Below are 19,713 nucleotides of genomic sequence, written 5' to 3'. Positions count from 1 at the left end.
TAAATAGAACATTAACTCTTTTTTTCAAGGGCACGGCGATTCACATCAGCGGGAGTTTGCCGTGATTCAGTTTTATTGACTGATCAATCAACAAAAGATACACGCTTGGGAAATTGCTTCGGAAAAGGAACCCGGCATGAAATTTCAGCCCAAGGCGAGCCATTTCATCAATGGCGCATATGTCGAAGACACCAACGGCGCGCCGATTGATGTGATCTACCCTGCAACGGGTGAGGTCATTGCCCGGCTGCATTCAGCCACGCCCGAGATCGTTGATCAGGCTCTGAACAGCGCAAAAGCCGCGCAAACAGAATGGGCCGCCATGTCCGGGACCGAGCGTGGCCGCGTTCTGCGCCGCGCCGCAGACATCATGCGCGACCGCAATAACGACCTGTCGGTGCTGGAAACTCATGACACCGGCAAACCCCTGCAAGAGACGCTGGTGGCCGACGCGACCTCGGGCGCGGATGCGCTGGAGTATTTCGGAGGGTTGGCCGCATCCCTGACCGGTGAACACATCCCTCTGGGCGGGGGAGATTTCGTCTACACCATCCGCGAAGCGCTGGGTGTGTGCGTCGGCATCGGCGCGTGGAACTACCCGACCCAGATCGCCTGCTGGAAGGGCGCGCCGGCGTTGGCCTGCGGTAATACGATGGTGTTCAAGCCGTCCGAGACGACTCCTCTGTCCGCGCTGAAAGTCGCCGAGATCCTGATCGAAGCAGGCGCACCCAAGGGCATTTACAACGTGATTCAGGGCTATGGCGATGTGGGTGCATCGCTGGTGACTGATGCGCGCGTTGCCAAAGTGTCTTTGACCGGCTCGGTGCCGACCGGCCGCAAGGTCTATGCCGCGGCCGCCGATGGCATGAAGCATGTGACCATGGAACTGGGCGGCAAATCCCCCATGATCGTGTTCGACGACGCCGATATCGAAAACGCGGTCTCAGGCGCAATTCTGGGCAATTTCTATTCTTCGGGTCAGGTCTGTTCGAACGGCACACGCGTGTTCGTTCAAAAAGGTATCAAAGAGGCGTTTCTGACCCGCTTGGCCGAACGTCTGGCAACCGCCAAGATCGGCGATCCGCTGGATGAAGAGGTCAACTTTGGCCCCATGGTCAGCGAAAATCAGATGAACATCGCGCTGGGCTATGTGGAAAAGGGCAAAGCCGAAGGCGCGCGTCTGGTTTATGGAGGAGAACGGATCGAGGGCGAGGGGTTCTATATGCAACCCACCGTGTTCGCCGACGTCACCGACGACATGACCATCGCCCGCGAAGAGATCTTTGGCCCGGTCATGTCCGTTCTGGATTTCGACACCGAAGAAGAAGTCTTGGCCCGCGCCAATGACACTGAATTCGGTCTCGCGGCTGGGGTCTTCACCAACGACCTGACCCGCGCCCATCGCATCGTCGCCGGGTTCGAGGCCGGGACTTGCTACATCAACACCTACAACCTCGCCCCGGTTGAGGCGCCGTTTGGCGGCTCCAAGATGTCGGGTGTCGGTCGCGAGAACTCAAAACTCGCCATCAACCATTTCAGCGAGATGAAAACCGTCTACGTCTCGATGAACGACGTCGAGGCGCCTTACTGATCAACCGCCTTGTTGGCGCTCTGCTCTTCTCAATACACGAGTGGCAGAGCGCCGTTCTATCGCGATCTGGAATCTTGTTTTTCCGAGCATCGCCATGGGGTGCAATTGCGTTTTTCGTGGGTTTCGCAGACCACCGATGTTCATTCTATTTCAGAACGACTAAGCGCGCCTGAAACCCATTTCCCAAATCGCACAGGATTGAGGCTCAGGATTCAAACCCAGTAATGTTGGTCACGGCGAGAGCGACGGATTAGAGATAAACACGCTTGGACATGGACCTTTACATCGTTTTCCAAGCCGTGAACCATGCAAAGGCTTGGAAAGCAAAATGTCTTGAGCCGAGGCGTTATGGGGAAAGTCTTGTTATCGGAACCTCTCAGAAAGTCGCCAACCTCTTTAGTCGGCGGCGTACAGTTGGTCATGTTTCTTTGTGGCTAACGGTCGAAGGACCGCGCGAAGTCCCGCCAGAATTTTCATCAAGGTATTTATCCAGCGTCGCACTAAGGGGAAATACGCTATTAGATTGAAAATGAATTATCGGAATCTGCGCTAGACCTTTGGTGTCATTGGTTGGGATCTGCTCCCTCGTCAGGCGCGCGTTCTGGGTCGGAGAGTAAACCGAAAAGGTCGGCAATATGCGCTCGGGTCTCTTCACTGTCGGCCAGTAGGCTGTTGGCGTCGGCCAGAGGCATCTCAATAAGACGACGAGGCGGTAAGGCAAGCTTGTCCGAAATCTCGGACAGGTTCGCAAATCGACCTTCAGGCTCAATATTTTCGGGCAATCCAGCCAACCAGAAATACCGGTTCGCAACCTCGGTTTCGCCGAGGTCTCGGTACAAGTCTGCCGTCGCATCCAGATCACCGGTTGCCGCCAGGGCCTGAGCGCGCAGGGTATCGGCGGCCACTGAAGCATCATCGGAAAGTTCCAGCATCGCTTTGTGCGGTTTTTGGTCCAACAGTGCCGCGCGCGCGCGCAATCGGGCCCGTTGGGATCGGTCCGTCGTGTCATGTGTCCGATTTGCAAAGGCAGAACTTTGAGCCGCAAATCCTAAAGCGCCCAACCGATCTGACACTGCAATAGCGGCTTGCGTGGTCAAAGCCATCGAGTCGCTATCAGACATGGACAGCACCTGTTTCAGAAAGGTTACATCGTTTGACCTTTCTTCCAGCAGATGTGTGTGGCGGTTTAGAACATCCGCGCGATCATCACCCTCGGGAAGAGCTTGGATCAGGTCGTAGGCCGTATCGAACTCATTGTTCAAACTCAGCGCAACGATATGTGCGTGCTGCATCATTGGTCCGGTTTCAGATCCACGAAACTCCAACGCGTAGGCTGCGGCAAGGGCAACGTCCTGCGGGGATACCGCCCCCCGCTCTGCCCAGCGTTTCTCGATCAAGCGCGCCAAGGCCAGAGGGGCATCTGTTGCGGTTTCCGGCGTAGAAATCACCTCTTCCAAGATGGCATCGGCCACCTCAGAGTCGCCTTCGGCCTGAGCGATCTGAGCCTTGGCAACGTTGGGCTGTTCCTCCGTTTCCACGCGATCAACGGAACGCATCACCCGCCGCGCCGCTTCCAGCTTATCAGCTTCAACCAAAATCGATGACAGTCTTGGGCCCAAACTGCGGCGCAAATGTCGGGGAAGGCTGGAGAAAGACTGCTCTATCGCGTCCAGATCGGCATCTGGACTCAACGTCTGCTCGCTGAGCAGTGACCAGAAAGCTGCATCGCTACTGCAACGCTGAAGACCCCGAAAAGGGCTTTCTTCTGAAGACTCACGGTGATCCACAAGCCTAGCTATGGCTTGCACCCAGCTTTTCTTTTCGGAATGGTTTTCAACAAGAGCAAGCGTGGAGATAGCTTCTGCCCCGAACCCGAAAAAAGTGTAGAGTTTCGCCAGCTTGAACGCTTGGTCGGCGTCGACGCGGTCAAACTCCTGATACAGACCAGAGCGCAGATCGGCGATTTGTTCGTCGAACGGGCGCGCGTCCGACCATGTGTCGAACCTTAGCCGAGCGCTGCTGATGCAGGCGGGGCGTTTTTCAACTTGAGGGATGTCGGGGCCAAGAAGACCTTCCAACTCGTCGACAATCGTTGAGACATTCACATTCGCTGCAAAATTCGGCAACATGTCCATGTCGCTCGGCGAAGTTGAAGTGCGGGGTCCAATGGCGGCCAGGACCAGGTCAAGGACCTCTCGGTCCGCACCCTGCAGTAGCCTAGCTGAGAGTTGATCTCTGAAGCCTTGTTGTTTCAGCGTCAAAAGCGGTAACGCCAAGGGTTCAAGTGGATCTTCTGCCTCCAACCGCGGCAGGGTCGTTGGCAGAGGGATGTTGGCCGTCAAAGGCGGAAGCAAAGTGGCCTGCGAAATGTCCACTACGATCATTGATTGTTGAAACAGAAAGGCTGTGGCGACGCAGTCGCAGCCAAATTCCAAATCAAGTGCGGCGCTGGGTTCCGATTGAGAAAGGGCGGACAAGCGATTCGATGTTAGTCGCCCAAATACGGCTTCTGTCTGAAACCGGACGTCGTCGATTGAAACGGTCAGCCGCGCCCCGTTTTTTCGGCGTGCAAGTACCCATCCGGTGCCCGGCGGAACCTTTACGACGAGGCGGGCGTGGCTGTCATGTTCCCCGGACCTGACAACCAGCGTTTCAGCGGCAGCCGAGGTTGCCATTGAGATCAGAATCGACGTGAAGAGAGCTAAGCGCTTCATGCCGCCGCCTGTTTAAGTTCCTTGAGGGCGTCCTCCAGTTCCGAGAAACAGGGCCGGTTGTGGGTCGGTGTGTTCTGGCGGCCGACCTCGATACACATGGCGGCGTTGTGGTTGTGCAGGTTGGCGAACAAAACCTCTTTGATCAGCTGGTAGAAGTGATTGTCTTCTTCCACGAGGGTTTTCAGTTTGCCCGCAAATGGCCCCACCAGACCATAGGCCAGAAACACCCCCAGAAATGTCCCGACCAGAGCGCCCCCGATCAGCTTGCCCAGAACCTCGGGCGGCTGGTCGATTGACCCCATCGTTTTGATCACACTCAGAACGGCGGCGACAATCCCAAGGGCGGGCAAGCCGTCGGCGACGGTTTGCAGCGCGTGGCTGGAATGCATGGCGTGATGAAAATTGGCCTCCATCCGCTTTTCCAGAACTTCTTCGACCTGATGGGGGTCATCATAGTTCAGCGCAGCCGAACGCATCGTGTCGCAGATCAGATCCACAGCTTCCTTGTCGGACTGGATTTTCGGGTAGCCGGAAAACAGGCTCGAGTTCTCGGGGTCTTCAATGTGCTGTTCAATTTCGACCGGGTTTGCGCGTGCGATCCGGATCAAAGAGAATAGAAGGCATAGAAGGTCCCGGTAGTCTTCGGGTTTCCACTTTGCCCCCTTGAAGACCTTGCCCATGTCTTTGATCTTATGTTTGATCCCACCCATATCGTTGCTGATCAGAAAGGCACCAACAGCGGCACCTCCGATCATCATCATCTCAAACGGCAGGGATTTCATGATAATCGTCATCTTGCCACCCGCAGCCAGATAGCCACCGAACACCATCACAAAGATGACGATAATTCCAACAATTCCAATCATTTGCGATCTCCGATAAGTGTCCAAGTAGCTTTGAAAAGCATGCGATTATTCCTGTGGGGCATTAGCATTTCGACCCGCCATGACGACACTGATCGTATAAGCGGCTTCGGGGCTGAGGCCGGCCAGCGCACCCGCTGCCGCATCGGCAGGCATGCGCGATAGGAAACCGACCGCAAAGCTGGGATCCATCGTCTCGAACAGGGCAGCGGCATCTTTGGGTTTCATATTCTGGTAGACGTCCGTCAGCCGGGTCAGGTCCGTTTCAGCGGCCTTGTTTGCCAATGCCAGTGTTTCCCGCAGGTCTTCCTCGGCTTGCTGTAGCGCAGCCAAGCGCGTTTCGATGGCCCCATGGGCAATCTCCAGCGCCTTTTCCTTTTCTTCAAAGGCTTCTTCCCGCTGTTTCAGGCGTTTTTCACGGCGCAGAAGTTCGTTCAAAAGCACCTGCAGATCCGGAGCGGGTTTTGACACAGACGGCTCTTCGGACTTTGTTGGCTCAACTGTCTTGGCCAACGCGGGCCCGGCTTCCAGTCCAAGGCGAATCGCGGCGGACCCGATCATCAACAGCGCAATCACCGCCAACACGCCGCTGCGGGGTCGCGCCCTGCCTTTCTGCGTGCCAGGGCGTTTCATTCGGCAACCTCCGCACCCTTCCGTTTGTGCCGGAAAAACATCAAACCTTCCGGAGCTTTGGCTGGTTGCTCGGACTTGTTCTCCTCGGCGGACGTGTCGTCTGCATCCGATTCCTGAACGTCAGAGGTCTCCTCTGGCTCAGCCTCGCCCTCTGTTTCTTCATTACGATCTGAAGAAACTTCCGGCGCGGGCAGTTCAGGCGCGGCCTTTTCTTCTGGGACGACGTCATGCATTGCGGCCATCATCAGTTCGAGCCGCTGCGCAACCGATTGCGCGCGTTCCGTCAGCTCTTTCAGCTCATTCCCGGATTGGTCCGAGGCAGCCCGCGCGCTGTACAGCGAATTTTTCAACTCTTCCGCCTGGGTGGACAGCACCGCAACGGCCCCACCCACGCCTTGTTCCAGATCCGTGAACCGTTTCAGGCGGCGTGACAGAACAAAGCAATATAGACCAGCGCCCAGCGCGCCCGCGACCAGCAAAATATCTGCAATAAGCTCCAATTTCGTCTCCTAATTCAGAACAAATTCCATCACCAGAACGTCGCACACACGACCCTCTCTGACGACGATTTCAATGCGCCGCAGCAGATGTCCCCGGATACGCACCAGCGCTAAGGAGTCCTCGAGATCCGCAACCTCCAGCGCGCGAAGGTACCCGTTCAGCACATCCATGATTCGCGGCTGCATTTTTTCCACATCAATGATGTAGGCCGAGTTAACTTCGAGCTGCGCGTGGAATTTCAGATGCCGCGACTCACCCGCATTCACCGAGAGGATGACGGGCGGAAGATCGACGAATTCCACGTCCGGCAGGGCCTTGGCCGGTTTGTCTTTGTCTGCGTCCAGAGATTCCGCCTTTTCGGGTTTTGCCCCAAAGGGCAACAGCCCGGACGTGGTCGCGTAATAGCCGCCTCCCGCCCCGACGAGCGCCAGAATCACCCCGACGATCAGACCCATTTTTCCTGATTTCTTAGGGGCTTCTGCCTCTTCCGTTGTGGCGTCAGTCATGACGTCCTCATTCATTCGATCTGAAGCTGTCATAACCCGGCAGGGACTAACCGATTGTTAAGGGCAATCGTTCAAACAAGGGATGCGCCGTGCAGAATGTCGGCGAGTTGGAGGTGAGCGTGCAGCAGATCGGAACTGTCTGGGCAAGTTTGGACAGGCGAAAGCAAATCATAGTCGTCGGCGCGGTTGCGCTGGTGTTTCTGGGGGTTCTCGGGATGTCCCGTCTTGTGACAGCACCCTCTATGACCCTTCTTTATGCAGGGCTGGAAAGCGGGGCCGCGAGCGATATCGTGCGTGCACTCGATCAGCGCGGCGTCACATATGAGATCAGGGGCGGCTCGATCTACGTGCCCGGCTCGCAGCGGGATGAGCTGCGCATGACCCTGGCCAGCGAAGGACTGCCAGCAAATGGCAATCGTGGCTATGAGCTGCTCGATTCGCTGAGCGGGATTGGCACCACGTCGCAGATGTTCGATGCCGCTTATTGGCGCGCAAAAGAAGGTGAGCTGGCGCTCACCATCGTCGGTGGTCCTCATGTCAGTCAGGCGCGGGTGCATATCGCAAATGGCTCGGCCAACCCGTTTCAGCGTAGCGTTGCGCCCACGGCCTCGGTCTATCTGGTTCCATCGGGCGCGCAGATAACGGGCGATCAGGCCAAGGCGATTCGCTTTCTGGTCGCCTCGGCGGTCAGCGGGTTTGCGCCGGAAAACGTGACGGTTGTGGATTCAAGCGGCGCCGTGATTGGTGGACAGGACACGGCGGTTGCAGCTGACACGGCGGATGACAAATCCCGTCAGTTGCGTGATCGCGTGCTGCGCCTTGTCGAGGCGCGCGTGGGCACCGGAAACGCTGTGGTTGAGGTCAGTGTCGACACGGTAACCAATACCGAATCCATCCGCGAACGCCGCTTTGACCCCAAAGGGCGGGTCGCGATCAGCACGGATGTCGAGGAACGCTCGGACAGTGTGCGCAATCAGTCCGGCGATGTGACGGTTGCCTCCAACCTGCCGGATGGTGACGGCGCGGGCGGGGACGAATCGAACTCAAACGCGACGCAGACCCGCGAGCGCGTGAACTATGAGGTCTCAGAAACGGAGCTTGAGGTTCACAACGCACCCGGTGCCATCAAGCGCCTGACAGTCGCGGTGTTGGTCAATGGCCTCCGGTCGGTAGATTAAAACGGGGCGGAAAGCTTTGAGCCCCTGCCTCAGACCGAGCTTGACGCGCTTGAGGAGCTTGTGGCCTCAGCCGTTGGTTTCGATGCAGCTCGGGGTGATGTGATCACGTTGAAATCGCTTGATCTGCCGGTGGTAGAGCCGCAGGGAACGCTGGTTTCGTCTTCCATGTGGCAGAATATTCATCTGGACGCGATGTCTCTGATCCAGATGGCGGTGCTTGCACTTGTTTCGCTGGTTCTGGCCTTGTTCGTCATTCGCCCGATCCTGATGAAACCGGCTGCCGCCCCCGCCTTGTTGCCTGCAGGTGGTGGTGACGCACAGGACACCCAGGTTTTGGTCGGTGAGATCGCGCCAGATGAGTCGGCTGAGTTCACAGCTCTGCCAGGGCAGGCGCAGTCGGCCGGCGTGCCGGCGCTTGGGTCGGACAGCAACGCAGATCCTGTGGATCGGTTGCGGGCGATGATCGGTGGCAAACAGGAAGAAACGGTCGAAATCCTGCGCAGTTGGCTTGAAGAAGGTGAGGAGCGGGTCTGATGTCGATTGCTCACCTTCTTGAGGATTTCACCGCGCAGGTCGAAGGCGGCAAGCTGCACCTTCTGGATGAAGACGCGCTGGAGGAACAGCGCCTGGCCGCTTTCGAACAAGGCTACGGTGCCGGATGGGAAGACGCTGTTCAAGCGCAGGAGCAGAACCGGGGCCAGGTCTCGGCAGAACTGGCCAAGGCGTTGGAAGACATGTCCTTTACCTATCACGAAGCGCTGACACGTATGACCCTGTCGCTGGAGCCGATGTTCCAAAGCCTGGTGAACTTGGTGCTGCCGGATTGTATCGACCGCAGCTTTGCTCACCGCCTGTCGGAACAGCTGCAAGACATGGCACGAACCCAGATCGACCAACCCATCCAGATACTTGTGCCAGGAGGGCGCGCAGCCGAGGTCGAAGATTTGCTGTCATCGGATATGCCACAGCCCCCGCGCGTGATTGAGGATTCCTCGCTGCAACCCGGACAAGCGCGGCTGCAGGTCGGTATCTCGCGACGCGAGGTGGATTGCGTGGATCTGCTGTCCTCGGTTCAGCAGGCATTTGACTCCTACATGTTTGAGGCGAAAGAGGCTTTGACCCATGACTGATACCCAATCCCAGAAAACCAATCCCTTTGATGCTGTCCCGATCGAAGTCACCGTTTCCGTCGGCCGCGCCCGCCCGTTGATCCGGGACTTGCTGAATATGGGCGAAAACGCGGTGCTGACACTGGACAAACGGATCGAAGACCCCGTGGATCTATATGTCGGCGACCAACTGGTTGCCCGTGGCATTCTGGAAGAGGTGGAGGGCGATCAGACCGGTCAACTGGCCGTACGTCTGACCGAAATCGCGGATTTGCAGAACGTGATCGGCTGATGCGCCTGTGGCTCTGGCTGATTGTGGCGGTGGTGGCTACGCTGCCCTCGCTGGCTGCGGCTCAAGACGTGACCCTGTCGCTTGGGGAAGGTGGGTCCATCTCGGCCCGGACGATCCAGTTGATTTTGCTGATCACCGTTCTCAGCCTTGCGCCCGGGCTGGCGATCATGATCACCTGTTTTCCGTTTCTGATCACGGTTCTCGCGATCCTGCGACAGGGCATCGGGTTGCAGCAATCTCCGCCAAACATGCTGATCGTCAGCCTTGCGCTGTTCCTGACCTATTTCATTATGGAGCCGGTTTTCACCGAAGCCTGGACTATTGGTATTGAGCCTTTGATCCATGAAACGCTTGAGGTTGAAACGGCTCTGGAACGCGCCCTGAACCCGTTCCGAGAGTTCATGGCCGCGCGACTGGATATTGAGACGTTTCAATCCATGGCCGCTCTGCGCCCCGGAGGCGAGGGGATGGTCCTGTCTCCGGATGCTCCACTTTCAGTTCTGATGCCATCCTTCATGTTGTCTGAAATCGCTCGGGCGTTTCAGATCGGGTTCCTGATTTTCCTGCCTTTTCTGATCATTGACCTAGTTGTGGCTGCCGTTTTGATGTCGATGGGCATGATGATGGTGCCGCCTGCAATCGTCTCGCTGCCGTTTAAGCTGGCGTTTTTCGTGATCGCAGATGGATGGGCTTTGATCGCCAGCGCTTTGATCCGAAGTTACATGCCTTAGAGGGTCAAGGCTGGGCGTGGAGCGGGGTACAAGCTTAGTTTTAGTGAGAGCTTTGGAAAACGGCGCGTCAACTTCGGCGTGTGCGAGGTCCCAAAGAAAAATGACCTTCTCGCGGGTGTAGAAACGAAGACGCCTCCGACGCAAAGAGCGCGGAGGCGTTTCAGCACACAAAAAGGCGGTGCTACCCGGTTCTGTTGAGGTCTTTGATCAGCTGGTTCAAGTTGCCTTTACGCGCATCCAGCATCGCCCCGATTTCGGTGCGTTCGGTCAGCAGCAAGTTCACGCCCTCAATGAACATGTTGTAGAATTTGTCGCGACCGGATTTGTCAGAAACCAGGAAGGTCACGTCAAAGGGCGACGATCCCCGCAGCTTGACCGAGGTGCGTACTTCATAGCCGGCTTTGATTCTGCGCGCGTTTCGTACATCCACCTGGCCGCCAATGAATTCGCGGAACCGGCGTCCGTATTTGCGCGAGATATATCCTTGGAACGCCTTGGTGAATTGTCTCAACTGCGCCGGAGAGGCAGAACGGGCGTCTGCCCCAAGCGCATAGCGCGCCATGATCGGAACATCAGCGTATTGCACAAAAATCTTCTCGAAATCGCGCAGCATTGCCTTTTCGGATTTACCCGAGGCGATCACGCGGTTGATATCCGCGACAACACTGTTGACCAGCTGTTTGGCGCCCGCCTCGGTCAGGGCCAGAGCGGGCAAGGGCAGGGCAACAATAGCTGCTCCGGCCACAGAGGTTTTCAGGAAATATCTTCGGTTTAAAGCGTTACTCAGCATAAGGGTCCTCGTAGGGGTCGAGAAGGGGGTCACTAACAGGGTCGGTTCCGGCGTCGGCATATGGATCGTTGTAGAGATCCAGGAAGGCGTCCTCGTCGTCGCGTGCCAATTCGAAACGGCGGTTTTGCAGGTAGATCAGTCGGGCCTGCGCATAGCTGTCGGCACTTTCGTAGAGAATCGAGTCCACTGTATCAGAAAATCGACCCCGATCCCCCATCCGACGTACGACCTCGGCATAAACCCCCAGATTGTCTGCAGGGCGTACCGGAGTGAAGTTGATCGGGTTCGAGAACAGGTTGATAACGACACCTACAGCGTCACGGGTGGTCGATGGGCCATAGAACGGCAGTTCAACATAGGCGCCTTCACCAACACCCCAGACGTGCAGGGTTTCGCCGAAATCCGTATCGACGGGCGGCAGGTTCAGCTCATCCGCCGGGGCCGACAGGCCAAAGCCACCAACGGTCATGTTGATCACGAACCGCAACAAGGCGTTGCCCATTTGCTTGGGGTTTCCCTGAAGTAGGTAATCCACCGCCTGCCCGGGCAGAGAGATGTTTTCCGCAAAGGTACTGAAGCTGGTCACCATCGGATCAGGGACGATCTTCACATAGCCTTTTGAGGCGGGGCGAAACAGAAACCTGTCGACGCCAAGGTTGAACTTGTGAATGCCTCTGTTGGCGTTCTCATAGGGGTCGAAAATCTCACCCCGGGCAGCCTGTTCCGGGGATTGCGTCGCACAGGCCGACAACACAGCCATAAGTGACAGAACAACAAGATGTTTGAAGCCAAATTTGCTCAACACGGTCTTAGCTACTCCAATACGGCCCGGTACGACGCTTGGGCGATCAATCAATACCTGCGTGTCTAACCGACACAAGTTGTTGTCACATAGAGGTTTCAGAGCTTGAATGAAACACATAGCGTTAAACCCGGTAAATCAACGAAGGTAAAGTGACACGACTTCAACAGTTCGAAATAGGACAGGATATGCCCACTGAAGGCGACGGTCAGAAAAATCGGTTTCCGGCTTTCCCAGCGGCATCATCCCGGTTAGCGTCCGCCCGAGTCGATTTTGGGTGAGGACAATCACATGAGCATCTCGGAAAAACTACAAAGCCTGGGCGTATCGCTGCCAGACGCACCGGCCCCGGCCGCAAACTATGTGCCTTTCGTGCGCGTGGGCAATATCGTCTATGTCTCGGGTCAGATTTCCAAAGCGGACAATCTGATCACCGGCAAACTGGGCAATGACATGGATGTCGACGCCGGTGCAGCGGCGGCAAAGGTCTGTGCGATCAACCTGCTGGCTCAGGTCAAAGCGGCCTGCGATGGGGATATCGAGAAGCTGGTACGGGTGATCAAGCTGACCGGTTTTGTGAACTCGACTGCTGATTTCACCGCGCAGCCGCAGGTGATCAACGGTGCGTCCGATTTCCTGGTTGAGGCGCTGGGCGAGGCGGGTCGTCATTCCCGCTCGGCGGTTAGCGCTGCATCACTGCCGCTGGGTGTTGCTGTCGAAATCGAAGGTATTTTCGAAGTCCAATGACACCTGCTCTGCCGCCCGCGTTTCTTGAGGCCCCGATCTCGCACCGGGCGCTGCATGACAAAACAGATAACCGCCCGGAAAACAGCCGGGCGGCCATTCGTGCCGCGATCGAGGCCGGCTACGGGATCGAGATTGACCTGCAACGGACCTCGGACAACCGTGCGATGGTGTTTCATGACTACGACATGGCGCGTCTGACCGGGCAGTCTGGACCGATCCAGCAGGTCTCGGCCGCGCAGGCGCAGGCCACGCAGCTGCTGCACGCCGAGGCTGGCATTCCCACCCTCGACGATGTGCTTGAGATGGTCGCGGGCAAAGTCCCGCTGCTGATCGAGCTCAAGGATCAGGATGGAGCCATGGGCACCAATGTCGGCCCGCTCGAGGCGGATGCCGTGCGGGCGCTAGAGGGTTACGACGGTCCGGTGGCGTTGATGTCATTCAACCCCAACAGCGTGGCCGAGCTGGCCCGTCTCGCCCCACATCTGCCACGTGGGATCGTGACTTGTTCCTACAAGCCGAGTGTCGAGCTGCTGCCGCAATCGGTGTGCGATCACCTGCGCGATATTCCCGATTTCGACCGGGTTGGGGCCAGTTTCATCAGCCATGAGGTTCATGATCTGGGCCGCCCGCGCGTGGCCGAGCTGAAAGCGCGCGGTGTGCCGATTCTGTGTTGGACGGTAAAGTCGCCTGAACAAGAGGCAGAGGCCCGCGCCGTTGCCGACAATGTGACCTTTGAGGGGTATCTGGCCAAGCATCCGGGTTGAACCTGTCGCACCTCGTCACAGATAAAGACCAGACGCGGAGGGCACATGGATCAGGCGCAGATCGAAATTCAGGTACTCGGATCACTCTCGCAAATCTCTGCGGCCGAGTGGGATGCCTGCGCTTGCCCCGAAACAGCAGATGGCGGGCATCCGCTGGATCCCTTTACCACGCACCGGTTTTTGCTGGCCCTGGAAAATAGCGGCTCGGTTGGGCGGGGCACCGGGTGGCAGCCGCAATACCTGACGGCCTATCTGGATGGGATGCTGATCGCGGCGGCCCCGATGTATGCCAAGTCGCACAGTCAGGGAGAATATATCTTCGACCACAGCTGGGCCCATGCGTACGAAAACGCGGGCGGGCGGTACTATCCCAAACTACAGATTGCGGCCCCTTTCACGCCCGCCACCGGGCGGCGCTTTCTGGTGCGTCCGGGATATGAAGGGATTGGGATGTCCGCGCTGGTGCAGGGCGCCGTTCAACTGGCGGCAGACAATCAGGTCTCGTCGCTTCACGCGACCTTCTGCACCGAAGACGAGGCGCTGGCGGGTGAGCAGATGGGCCTGATGCTGCGAAGCTCGCAGCAGTTTCATTGGCTGAATGACGATTACGCGGATTTCGACGGTTTTCTGGCGGCGCTGTCCTCGCGCAAGCGTAAGAACATCCGCAAGGAGCGTGCTCAGGCCAATGCATTCGGTGGTGAGATCCGTACCTTGACAGGCGATGACCTTCGGCCCGAGCATTGGGATGCCTTCTGGCGGTTCTATCAGGACACCGGCGCGCGCAAATGGGGCTCACCTTACCTGACGCGCCAGTTCTTTGATATCGCGCAGGAGACGTTGGCCGGTGATATGGCTTTGGTGCTGGCAGAACGCGATGGGTATCCCATTGCGGGGGCGCTGAATTTCATCGGGCGTGAGACGCTCTATGGTCGCTACTGGGGTTGCGTGGAACATCATGCCTGCCTGCATTTCGAGCTGTGCTATTATAGGGCCATCGACTTTGCCATCGCGCATGGCATGCAAAGGGTCGAAGCCGGAGCGCAAGGCGAGCACAAGCTTGCACGTGGCTACCTGCCAACACGCACGCATAGCCTTCATTGGATTGCCGATCCGGGATTCGCCGATGCCGTCAAAAAATATCTGGACGCTGAAGGCCGCGCGGTGGGAGAAGAGATTGAGATTCTGACGGATTACGGTCCGTTCAGAAAATCGAACCCGGAGGAACAGCAATGACCGAGCTTTTGTCGACCGAGACCCGTGGCCCCCTTCTTGATCCGCTGTTCAACAATGGCTGGACGATGGTTGAGGGCCGGGATGCGATCACCAAAACGTTCATCTTTGACAATTTCGTCGCCGCCTTTGGATGGATGACTCAAGTGGCGATCTGGGCCGAAAAATGGAACCACCACCCAGAATGGTCCAACGTTTACCGCACGGTCGAGGTCGTGCTGTCCACCCATGACGTCGGCGGGTTGTCTTCGCTGGATGCGAAACTGGCGCGCAAGATGGACGGACTGGTCTAGTCGCGATCCTGTCCGGACCCGATGCCGCCAGCCAAGGATGCCGTGATCGCCATCTGGCGGAATTCATCCGGCGTGACCGTGCCACTACTGACGTCGATATTGCCAGGAATGCGGGTCGTTTTGTTTCCGATAGACCGGACACTGCGCGCCGCTGGGTTGATGTCCAGACACCGCCTCTCATAGCAGGTCAGCCCGCTGGTGTTGATCTGAATCCGGGCCTGCCCGTCGGGACCGGTCACAACCGGGGCCTGCGGTACGTCACATGCCGCCAATACGGCCAGCGCGCCGATCCAGATCCATCTGTTCATCTCACCCTCCGGGGTTAGTCCAACCGGCCGTTTCCATCCTTGTCCGCAGCGTCGAAATCGTTGCTCATCTGCGCATCGTATTCTGCCTTTGAGATAAGACTGTCGCCGTTCCGGTCAACGTCCTGAAATTGCTTTATGTCCAGGAAGGGTTTGGCCTCGGACAGGCCGAGCGTGCCGTTCTTGTCTTCGTCCATCGCCTGAAAGGCGTAGTCCGAAAAGGCATTGAACTCATCTTTGGACAGGAAGCCATCATTGTTCGAGTCAATGGCTGTTAGCTCTTTTTCATTCAGCTCAGCCACGTCGTCCGCAGCTGCGGCATTGGCCATTATAAAAGCAGCGATACAGATTATTCGTTTCACAGCTGTCCCCCTCAACATGCGAATCTTGCGCCACCGATACTTCCGGTAGCCGCACCTGCACCCGTCAGAATGGACTTGCCCGAACCACCGCCGAACTGATTGCCGATTGCGCCTCCGATCAGCGCGCCACCCAAGGTACCGCTCAGGCAGGCGATTTCATGTTGTCGTGCCGCTTGTTGCTGTGGTGTCGGGGCCGGGCCGCAAGCTGCAAGAAGGCCTGCGCCGCCCAGAATGAGTGAAATGGCTTTGAGATACATAAACATACTCCCCAGCTATGTGCCTTTGATAATCGCACACTGGGGCGTTGTATCAAGTTAAATAGGGTTAGGACGGCCCCGGTTTAGCCGGGGCAGAACAGCGTCAGATTACTTCGAGCAAGCCTTCACCGGCCGAAATTTCGCAAGCGCCGGGGCTTTCTTCCAAGTTCAGCGCAGTGACCTTGCCGTCTTCGACCAGCATCGCATAGCGCTGAGAACGCGCCAACAGCCCGGCCGGCGGGGCGTCAAAATCCATGCCGATGGCCTTTGTAAACTCGGACGCGGCATCGCCCAGCAGGGTCAGGCCGGCCTCGGTCGCGCCGGTCGCTTCGCCCCAGGCTTTCATCACGAACGGGTCGTTGACGGAGATGCAGATGATCTCATCCACGCCCTTGGCTTCGAACTGATCCTTGGTGCGCATGAAGCTGGGCACATGGGCCGAATGACAGGTCGGCGTGAACGCGCCAGGAACAGCAAAGATCACCACTTTGCGGCCCGCGGTTTTGTCTGAAATCCGAACCTCTTCTGGGCCTTCCGCACCCATTTGGGTCAGCGTGGCGTCGGGCAGCATCTCACCTGTTGTAATCATTTATCAGCTCCTGTCGTTTGGATTTGCAGAGTCGGGCTATGCCGCAATATAGGTGGTCGGACAAAAGTAACCATGAGAATTCGACAGGGTGTGATGAACATGAGCCATATTGTCGTGATCGGCGCCGGGCAGGCCGGATCGTCGCTTGTTGCGAAACTGCGCAAGGATGGGTTTGAAGGGGATATCACCCTGATCGGGGCCGAGCCGCATCTGCCCTATCAGCGCCCGCCCTTGTCCAAGGCCTATCTGCTGGGCGAGATGGAGCTGGAGCGTCTGTTTTTGCGCCCCGAAAGCTTCTACGCCGACAACAACATCACCCTGCGTCTGGGGCAGCGTGTTACTGCAATTGACCCCAAGGCCAAGACCGTGACCGTGGGGGATGAGGTCATCTCCTATGACGAACTGGCGCTGACCACCGGGTCGGATCCGCGCTATCTGCCTGCCTCTATCGGCGGTGATCTTCAGGGCGTTCATGTGGTGCGCGATCTGGCTCATATCGACGAGATGGAGCCTCGGGTCACTGAAGGCGCGCGCGCTCTGATCGTCGGGGGCGGCTATATCGGGCTTGAGGCCGCAGCCGTATGCGCCAAGCGCGGGGTCAAGGTGACGCTGGTAGAAATGGCCGAGCGTATCCTGCAACGCGTCGCCGCCAAGGAAACCAGCGACTATTTCCGCGCGCTGCATTCGGGTCATGGAGCGGACATCCGCGAGGGCGTCGGCCTTGATCGTCTGATCGGCGAAAACGGCAAGGTCGTCGGTGCAGTTCTGACGGATGGAACCGAAATCGAGGTTGATTTTGTAGTCGTAGGCGTTGGCATCGCGCCGTCCAGCCAACTGGCCGAGATGGCCGGGCTTGAGCTGGACAACGGCATCAAAACCGACACGCATGGCCGCACCTCTGATCCGTCGATCTGGGCGGCGGGGGATTGCGCCTCGTTCCCGCATGGCGCGGGGCGTATTCGTCTGGAAAGTGTGCCCAACGCAATCGATCAGGCCGAGATCGTCGCTCAGAACATGCTGGGGGCGGCCAAGGACTATAAAGCAACGCCGTGGTTCTGGTCGGATCAGTTTGACGTGAAACTGCAGATCGCGGGCCTGAACACGGGCTATGATCGGGTTGTCACCCGTCAGGGCGAAGGTCAGACCGTGTCGTTCTGGTACTACAAAGGTGACCAGCTGATTGCGGTCGATGCGATGAACGATCCGCGCGCCTATATGGTCGGTAAACGCCTCATCGACTCGGGCAAAACCGCGGATCCTGCCGTGGTGGCCGATCCGGCTGCAGATCTGAAACCGCTGCTCAAAGCGTGAGGATCATCGCCGGAGAGTTCCGGGGTCGTGCCTTGGCCTCGGTCGGCAAAGGGGATGCAGGGGCCCATCTGCGTCCTACCACCGACCGAGTGCGTGAAAGCCTGTTCAACGTCCTGAGCCATCAGATCGACTTTGAAGGCCTACGCGTCTTGGACCTGTTCGCAGGCACCGGCGCGCTGGGGCTCGAGGCGCTGTCGCGCGGGGCCGACCACGTCACCTTTGTCGACGACGGGCGTGTCGCGCAGGGCCTGATCCGCAAGAATATCGACCTGACCCGCAGCGTTGACCGGACCGATCTGATCCGCCGGGATGCGACGCGTTTGGGTGAAAACCCCAATGCGCCCTACGACCTGATCTTTCTGGACCCGCCTTACGGCAAGTCTCTGGGCCAAAAGGCGCTGGCCAAGGCGTCCGATGCAGGATGGATCGCTGAGGGGGCGTTTATCGTGTGGGAAGAAAACGCTCCGATGCAAGCGCCGGATGGATTCCAGTTGTTGGACAGTCGAAAATACGGCGACACGCATATCTCGTTGATGCTTCAATCACTTGATCATTTGGGTTGATCCTGACTGCCCCAATTCGTTTTAAAATTGAATTTGGGCGGTCAGCAATTTGACGCATCTCCGCCAAAATTGCGGCCAATTTCGCCTCTACGCGCCGTGGAAACGCGGAACAACCCTCAAAGGACTCTCAATGCTTCTCAGAGCTGCTCTGACCTCGGCCTTCGTGCTGAGCTCCTCCCCTGTTGTTGCAGGGCAAACAAAACTCGATGCGAATGAATTTATGGCCAATTGCACCTCGTCTGTGGATCAATCCAACGTGACGTTGGCCCGTTCGGGCGGGTCCGACAAAGGGCACATCACTGTCGGAGATCTGCAGGGCGAGGCGGACATCCTGCCGGGTTTGGACAACCTGACGTTTTTACTGATTCAGGATGGTCAGGTCGTCAACTTTGCCGTTGATCTTGTGAGTCTCGAATATGACATGATGATCAAAGGCGCTTCACAGCGATTTGACAGGGGCAGCTGCACGCCATCTTGATCCGATTTTGAGGCGCGGGCCGGTTTGTGCTAGGCTTCTGGCATGGACCGCGCCCTACCGCCCTTGTTCTGGGGTTTGGCTCAGGACACTGACACAGAAACCGGCCCGCCGTGCAAACCTGCACGCGCGCCGGTGTTCATCCACGACGCGATCACGCCGTGGGGGGCTGAGACGATGCTGCTGAAAGTGCTACGGGATCAGGCTGCCGATCACGAAGAATAGGTCGGATGGAACTTGCCGCCGGGTGACAGGGTAAAGAGCTCAACCCCATTTGCGGTTACACCGACCGAATGTTCGAACTGTGCCGAGAGCGACTTGTCGCGGGTCACAGCTGTCCAGTCATCGGCCAGCGTTTTGGTCTCGGGACGCCCCAAATTGACCATCGGTTCGATGGTAAAGAACATCCCTTCTTCCAGAACGGAGCCGGTTCCGGGGCGGCCATAGTGCAGCACGTTTGGCGGCGCGTGGAACACGCGGCCCAGCCCATGGCCACAGAAATCGCGGACAACGCTCATGCGGTGTGCTTCCACATAGGACTGAATCGCGTGGCCGATATCGCCGAACGTGTTGCCCGGCTTGACCATCTCGATCCCTTTGAACAGTGCATCATGGGTGACCTGAATCAGACGCTCGGCTTTTCGCGGCAGTTTGCCTGCGACATACATCCGCGATGTATCGCCGAACCAGCCGTCAACGATGACGGTGACGTCGATGTTCAGGATATCCCCGTCCTTGAGCTTTTTCTCACCGGGAATGCCGTGGCAGACCACGTGGTTCACACTGATACAGCTGGCGTGCTGGTAGCCCTTGTAGCCAATCGTGGCCGAAGTCGCGCCCGCGTCCTCGACCATCTGGGTGATAATCCCGTCGATCGCACCGGTGGTTTGGCCGGGGAAGACATGTTGCGCGATGTCATCCAGTATCCGCGCGGCCAAAGCCCCTGCCGCATGCATGCCGGCAAAGTCACCTTGTTCGTAAATGCGGATACCGTCCTTGGTCAGGCGGCCACGGTGTTCTTTCATGGATGCAAGGCTCCAAATGTTTCGCGCAGTGTTCTATTTACGCTGCTTGTGCAGAAAGTTCCAGAGGGTGCAGCGTCGCAGG

Annotated in this window: 24 protein-coding genes and 1 pseudogene; 13 read left to right on the top strand and 12 right to left on the bottom strand. The window is 57.8% G+C overall.

Going from position 1 to position 19,713, the window contains the following annotated elements:
- Positions 1 to 136: 136 nt before the first annotated feature.
- Entirely contained in the window at positions 137 to 1,591 is a 1,455-nt protein-coding gene (gene betB / locus ACR0JF_RS17735; RefSeq protein ID WP_170661871.1) for a betaine-aldehyde dehydrogenase, read from the top strand.
- A gap of 563 nt (positions 1,592 to 2,154) precedes the next feature.
- Here the strand turns inward: betB and ACR0JF_RS17730 are convergent.
- The 5 genes from ACR0JF_RS17730 to ACR0JF_RS17710 are packed head-to-tail and all read right to left on the bottom strand — an operon-like array spanning position 2,155 to position 6,808.
- Positions 2,155 to 4,305: a hypothetical protein gene (locus tag ACR0JF_RS17730; RefSeq protein ID WP_170661872.1), complete on the bottom strand. Its 2,151-nt coding sequence runs from the start codon at positions 4,303 to 4,305 to the stop codon at positions 2,155 to 2,157.
- Positions 4,302 to 5,171 (bottom strand): flagellar motor stator protein MotA, encoded by an 870-nt coding sequence (motA, locus tag ACR0JF_RS17725; protein WP_170661874.1) that lies wholly within the window; start codon positions 5,169 to 5,171, stop codon positions 4,302 to 4,304. The genes ACR0JF_RS17730 and motA overlap by 4 nt, the downstream gene beginning before the upstream one ends.
- Positions 5,172 to 5,216: 45 nt before the next feature.
- Positions 5,217 to 5,801 (bottom strand): MotE family protein, encoded by a 585-nt coding sequence (locus ACR0JF_RS17720; RefSeq protein WP_170661876.1) that lies wholly within the window; start codon positions 5,799 to 5,801, stop codon positions 5,217 to 5,219.
- Complete coding sequence (locus ACR0JF_RS17715; protein ID WP_170661878.1) at positions 5,798 to 6,301, bottom strand: hypothetical protein; 504 nt, start codon at positions 6,299 to 6,301, stop codon at positions 5,798 to 5,800. Before ACR0JF_RS17715 ends, ACR0JF_RS17720 begins: the two co-directional genes overlap by 4 nt.
- Positions 6,302 to 6,310: 9 nt before the next feature.
- Positions 6,311 to 6,808 (bottom strand): flagellar basal body-associated FliL family protein, encoded by a 498-nt coding sequence (locus ACR0JF_RS17710; RefSeq protein WP_170747467.1) that lies wholly within the window; start codon positions 6,806 to 6,808, stop codon positions 6,311 to 6,313.
- A gap of 119 nt (positions 6,809 to 6,927) precedes the next feature.
- Here ACR0JF_RS17710 and fliF point away from each other — a divergent pair.
- The 4 genes and pseudogenes from fliF (at position 6,928) to fliP (ending at position 10,118) form a co-directional block, all read left to right on the top strand.
- Positions 6,928 to 8,520: pseudogene (gene fliF / locus ACR0JF_RS17705) on the top strand (flagellar basal-body MS-ring/collar protein FliF).
- Positions 8,520 to 9,116 carry an ABC transporter ATP-binding protein gene (locus tag ACR0JF_RS17700; RefSeq protein WP_170661883.1) on the top strand — a complete coding sequence of 199 codons (597 nt, stop codon included), beginning with the start codon at positions 8,520 to 8,522 and terminating at the stop codon, positions 9,114 to 9,116. Before fliF ends, ACR0JF_RS17700 begins: the two are co-directional and overlap by 1 nt.
- Complete coding sequence (locus tag ACR0JF_RS17695; protein ID WP_170661885.1) at positions 9,109 to 9,387, top strand: FliM/FliN family flagellar motor C-terminal domain-containing protein; 279 nt, start codon at positions 9,109 to 9,111, stop codon at positions 9,385 to 9,387. Before ACR0JF_RS17700 ends, ACR0JF_RS17695 begins: the two co-directional genes overlap by 8 nt.
- Positions 9,387 to 10,118 (top strand): flagellar type III secretion system pore protein FliP, encoded by a 732-nt coding sequence (fliP, locus tag ACR0JF_RS17690; RefSeq protein ID WP_170661887.1) that lies wholly within the window; start codon positions 9,387 to 9,389, stop codon positions 10,116 to 10,118. Before ACR0JF_RS17695 ends, fliP begins: the two co-directional genes overlap by 1 nt.
- Before the next feature lie 181 nt (positions 10,119 to 10,299).
- Here fliP and ACR0JF_RS17685 read toward each other — a convergent pair whose 3' ends face one another.
- Positions 10,300 to 10,908: a Tgt2/MlaC family protein gene (locus ACR0JF_RS17685; protein ID WP_170661889.1), complete on the bottom strand. Its 609-nt coding sequence runs from the start codon at positions 10,906 to 10,908 to the stop codon at positions 10,300 to 10,302.
- Entirely contained in the window at positions 10,898 to 11,668 is a 771-nt protein-coding gene (locus ACR0JF_RS17680; RefSeq protein WP_170662018.1) for an MlaA family lipoprotein, read from the bottom strand. Before ACR0JF_RS17680 ends, ACR0JF_RS17685 begins: the two co-directional genes overlap by 11 nt.
- Positions 11,669 to 12,001: 333 nt before the next feature.
- Between ACR0JF_RS17680 and ACR0JF_RS17675 the strand changes: the two genes are divergently transcribed.
- The 4 genes from ACR0JF_RS17675 to ACR0JF_RS17660 are packed head-to-tail and all read left to right on the top strand — an operon-like array spanning position 12,002 to position 14,744.
- Complete coding sequence (locus ACR0JF_RS17675; RefSeq protein WP_170661891.1) at positions 12,002 to 12,457, top strand: RidA family protein; 456 nt, start codon at positions 12,002 to 12,004, stop codon at positions 12,455 to 12,457.
- Entirely contained in the window at positions 12,454 to 13,221 is a 768-nt protein-coding gene (locus tag ACR0JF_RS17670) for a glycerophosphodiester phosphodiesterase family protein (RefSeq protein WP_170661893.1), read from the top strand. Before ACR0JF_RS17675 ends, ACR0JF_RS17670 begins: the two co-directional genes overlap by 4 nt.
- A 45-nt stretch (positions 13,222 to 13,266) precedes the next feature.
- Positions 13,267 to 14,454 (top strand): GNAT family N-acetyltransferase, encoded by a 1,188-nt coding sequence (locus tag ACR0JF_RS17665; protein ID WP_170661895.1) that lies wholly within the window; start codon positions 13,267 to 13,269, stop codon positions 14,452 to 14,454.
- Positions 14,451 to 14,744 carry a 4a-hydroxytetrahydrobiopterin dehydratase gene (locus ACR0JF_RS17660; protein WP_170379422.1) on the top strand — a complete coding sequence of 98 codons (294 nt, stop codon included), beginning with the start codon at positions 14,451 to 14,453 and terminating at the stop codon, positions 14,742 to 14,744. The genes ACR0JF_RS17665 and ACR0JF_RS17660 overlap by 4 nt, the downstream gene beginning before the upstream one ends.
- On the opposite strand, the gene ACR0JF_RS17655 is transcribed toward ACR0JF_RS17660, so the two are convergent.
- The 4 genes from ACR0JF_RS17655 to ACR0JF_RS17640 all read right to left on the bottom strand — a co-directional run bounded on the left by ACR0JF_RS17655 (position 14,741) and on the right by ACR0JF_RS17640 (position 16,257).
- Complete coding sequence (locus tag ACR0JF_RS17655) at positions 14,741 to 15,052, bottom strand: hypothetical protein (protein WP_170379420.1); 312 nt, start codon at positions 15,050 to 15,052, stop codon at positions 14,741 to 14,743. The two genes, ACR0JF_RS17660 and ACR0JF_RS17655, sit on opposite strands and share 4 nt — an antisense overlap.
- A gap of 14 nt (positions 15,053 to 15,066) precedes the next feature.
- Complete coding sequence (locus tag ACR0JF_RS17650) at positions 15,067 to 15,411, bottom strand: EF-hand domain-containing protein (RefSeq protein ID WP_480669593.1); 345 nt, start codon at positions 15,409 to 15,411, stop codon at positions 15,067 to 15,069.
- Between the two features lie 11 nt (positions 15,412 to 15,422).
- The gene (locus ACR0JF_RS17645; RefSeq protein ID WP_170661899.1) at positions 15,423 to 15,668 is read right to left on the bottom strand and encodes a glycine zipper 2TM domain-containing protein; all 246 of its coding nucleotides are present in this window, start codon (positions 15,666 to 15,668) and stop codon (positions 15,423 to 15,425) included.
- 103 nt (positions 15,669 to 15,771) lie between these two features.
- A complete protein-coding gene (locus ACR0JF_RS17640; protein ID WP_170379412.1) occupies positions 15,772 to 16,257 on the bottom strand; it encodes a peroxiredoxin in 486 nt (161 codons plus the stop codon).
- Between the two features lie 99 nt (positions 16,258 to 16,356).
- Between ACR0JF_RS17640 and ACR0JF_RS17635 the strand changes: the two genes are divergently transcribed.
- From ACR0JF_RS17635 to ACR0JF_RS17620, 4 genes are all read left to right on the top strand, one after another.
- On the top strand, positions 16,357 to 17,568 hold the full coding sequence (locus tag ACR0JF_RS17635) for an NAD(P)/FAD-dependent oxidoreductase (RefSeq protein ID WP_170662020.1): 1,212 nt from the start codon (positions 16,357 to 16,359) through the stop codon (positions 17,566 to 17,568).
- Entirely contained in the window at positions 17,565 to 18,131 is a 567-nt protein-coding gene (gene rsmD / locus ACR0JF_RS17630) for a 16S rRNA (guanine(966)-N(2))-methyltransferase RsmD (protein WP_170661901.1), read from the top strand. The genes ACR0JF_RS17635 and rsmD overlap by 4 nt, the downstream gene beginning before the upstream one ends.
- A gap of 130 nt (positions 18,132 to 18,261) precedes the next feature.
- Positions 18,262 to 18,609, top strand: a complete 348-nt coding sequence (locus tag ACR0JF_RS17625; RefSeq protein WP_170661903.1) for a hypothetical protein — start codon at positions 18,262 to 18,264, stop codon at positions 18,607 to 18,609.
- Positions 18,610 to 18,651: 42 nt separating this feature from the next.
- The gene (locus ACR0JF_RS17620) at positions 18,652 to 18,831 is read left to right on the top strand and encodes a hypothetical protein (protein ID WP_170661905.1); all 180 of its coding nucleotides are present in this window, start codon (positions 18,652 to 18,654) and stop codon (positions 18,829 to 18,831) included.
- Here ACR0JF_RS17620 and map read toward each other — a convergent pair.
- Complete coding sequence (gene map / locus ACR0JF_RS17615; RefSeq protein ID WP_170661907.1) at positions 18,819 to 19,631, bottom strand: type I methionyl aminopeptidase; 813 nt, start codon at positions 19,629 to 19,631, stop codon at positions 18,819 to 18,821. The two genes, ACR0JF_RS17620 and map, sit on opposite strands and share 13 nt — an antisense overlap.
- Positions 19,632 to 19,713 lie beyond the last annotated feature (82 nt).

This window comes from Ruegeria sp. BG11 (assembly GCF_056538565.1).
The sequence above is the reverse complement of the archived record's forward strand: the minus strand, read 5'-3'. Positions and strand labels throughout refer to the sequence as shown.

Coding starts and splice junctions, on each gene's coding strand:
- ACR0JF_RS17660 (WP_170379422.1), top strand. CDS start 14,451: ATGACCGAGCTTTTGTCGACCGAGACCCGTGGCCCCCTTCTTGATCCG.
- ACR0JF_RS17700 (WP_170661883.1), top strand. CDS start 8,520: ATGTCGATTGCTCACCTTCTTGAGGATTTCACCGCGCAGGTCGAAGGC.
- map (WP_170661907.1), bottom strand. CDS start 19,631: ATGAAAGAACACCGTGGCCGCCTGACCAAGGACGGTATCCGCATTTAC.
- ACR0JF_RS17680 (WP_170662018.1), bottom strand. CDS start 11,668: ATGGCTGTGTTGTCGGCCTGTGCGACGCAATCCCCGGAACAGGCTGCC.
- fliP (WP_170661887.1), top strand. CDS start 9,387: ATGCGCCTGTGGCTCTGGCTGATTGTGGCGGTGGTGGCTACGCTGCCC.
- ACR0JF_RS17675 (WP_170661891.1), top strand. CDS start 12,002: ATGAGCATCTCGGAAAAACTACAAAGCCTGGGCGTATCGCTGCCAGAC.
- ACR0JF_RS17635 (WP_170662020.1), top strand. CDS start 16,357: ATGAGCCATATTGTCGTGATCGGCGCCGGGCAGGCCGGATCGTCGCTT.
- ACR0JF_RS17720 (WP_170661876.1), bottom strand. CDS start 5,801: ATGAAACGCCCTGGCACGCAGAAAGGCAGGGCGCGACCCCGCAGCGGC.
- motA (WP_170661874.1), bottom strand. CDS start 5,171: ATGATTGGAATTGTTGGAATTATCGTCATCTTTGTGATGGTGTTCGGT.
- ACR0JF_RS17730 (WP_170661872.1), bottom strand. CDS start 4,305: ATGAAGCGCTTAGCTCTCTTCACGTCGATTCTGATCTCAATGGCAACC.
- ACR0JF_RS17665 (WP_170661895.1), top strand. CDS start 13,267: ATGGATCAGGCGCAGATCGAAATTCAGGTACTCGGATCACTCTCGCAA.
- ACR0JF_RS17670 (WP_170661893.1), top strand. CDS start 12,454: ATGACACCTGCTCTGCCGCCCGCGTTTCTTGAGGCCCCGATCTCGCAC.
- ACR0JF_RS17710 (WP_170747467.1), bottom strand. CDS start 6,808: ATGACTGACGCCACAACGGAAGAGGCAGAAGCCCCTAAGAAATCAGGA.
- ACR0JF_RS17685 (WP_170661889.1), bottom strand. CDS start 10,908: ATGCTGAGTAACGCTTTAAACCGAAGATATTTCCTGAAAACCTCTGTG.
- ACR0JF_RS17640 (WP_170379412.1), bottom strand. CDS start 16,257: ATGATTACAACAGGTGAGATGCTGCCCGACGCCACGCTGACCCAAATG.
- betB (WP_170661871.1), top strand. CDS start 137: ATGAAATTTCAGCCCAAGGCGAGCCATTTCATCAATGGCGCATATGTC.
- ACR0JF_RS17625 (WP_170661903.1), top strand. CDS start 18,262: ATGCTTCTCAGAGCTGCTCTGACCTCGGCCTTCGTGCTGAGCTCCTCC.
- ACR0JF_RS17655 (WP_170379420.1), bottom strand. CDS start 15,052: ATGAACAGATGGATCTGGATCGGCGCGCTGGCCGTATTGGCGGCATGT.
- ACR0JF_RS17695 (WP_170661885.1), top strand. CDS start 9,109: ATGACTGATACCCAATCCCAGAAAACCAATCCCTTTGATGCTGTCCCG.
- ACR0JF_RS17620 (WP_170661905.1), top strand. CDS start 18,652: ATGGACCGCGCCCTACCGCCCTTGTTCTGGGGTTTGGCTCAGGACACT.
- ACR0JF_RS17645 (WP_170661899.1), bottom strand. CDS start 15,668: ATGTATCTCAAAGCCATTTCACTCATTCTGGGCGGCGCAGGCCTTCTT.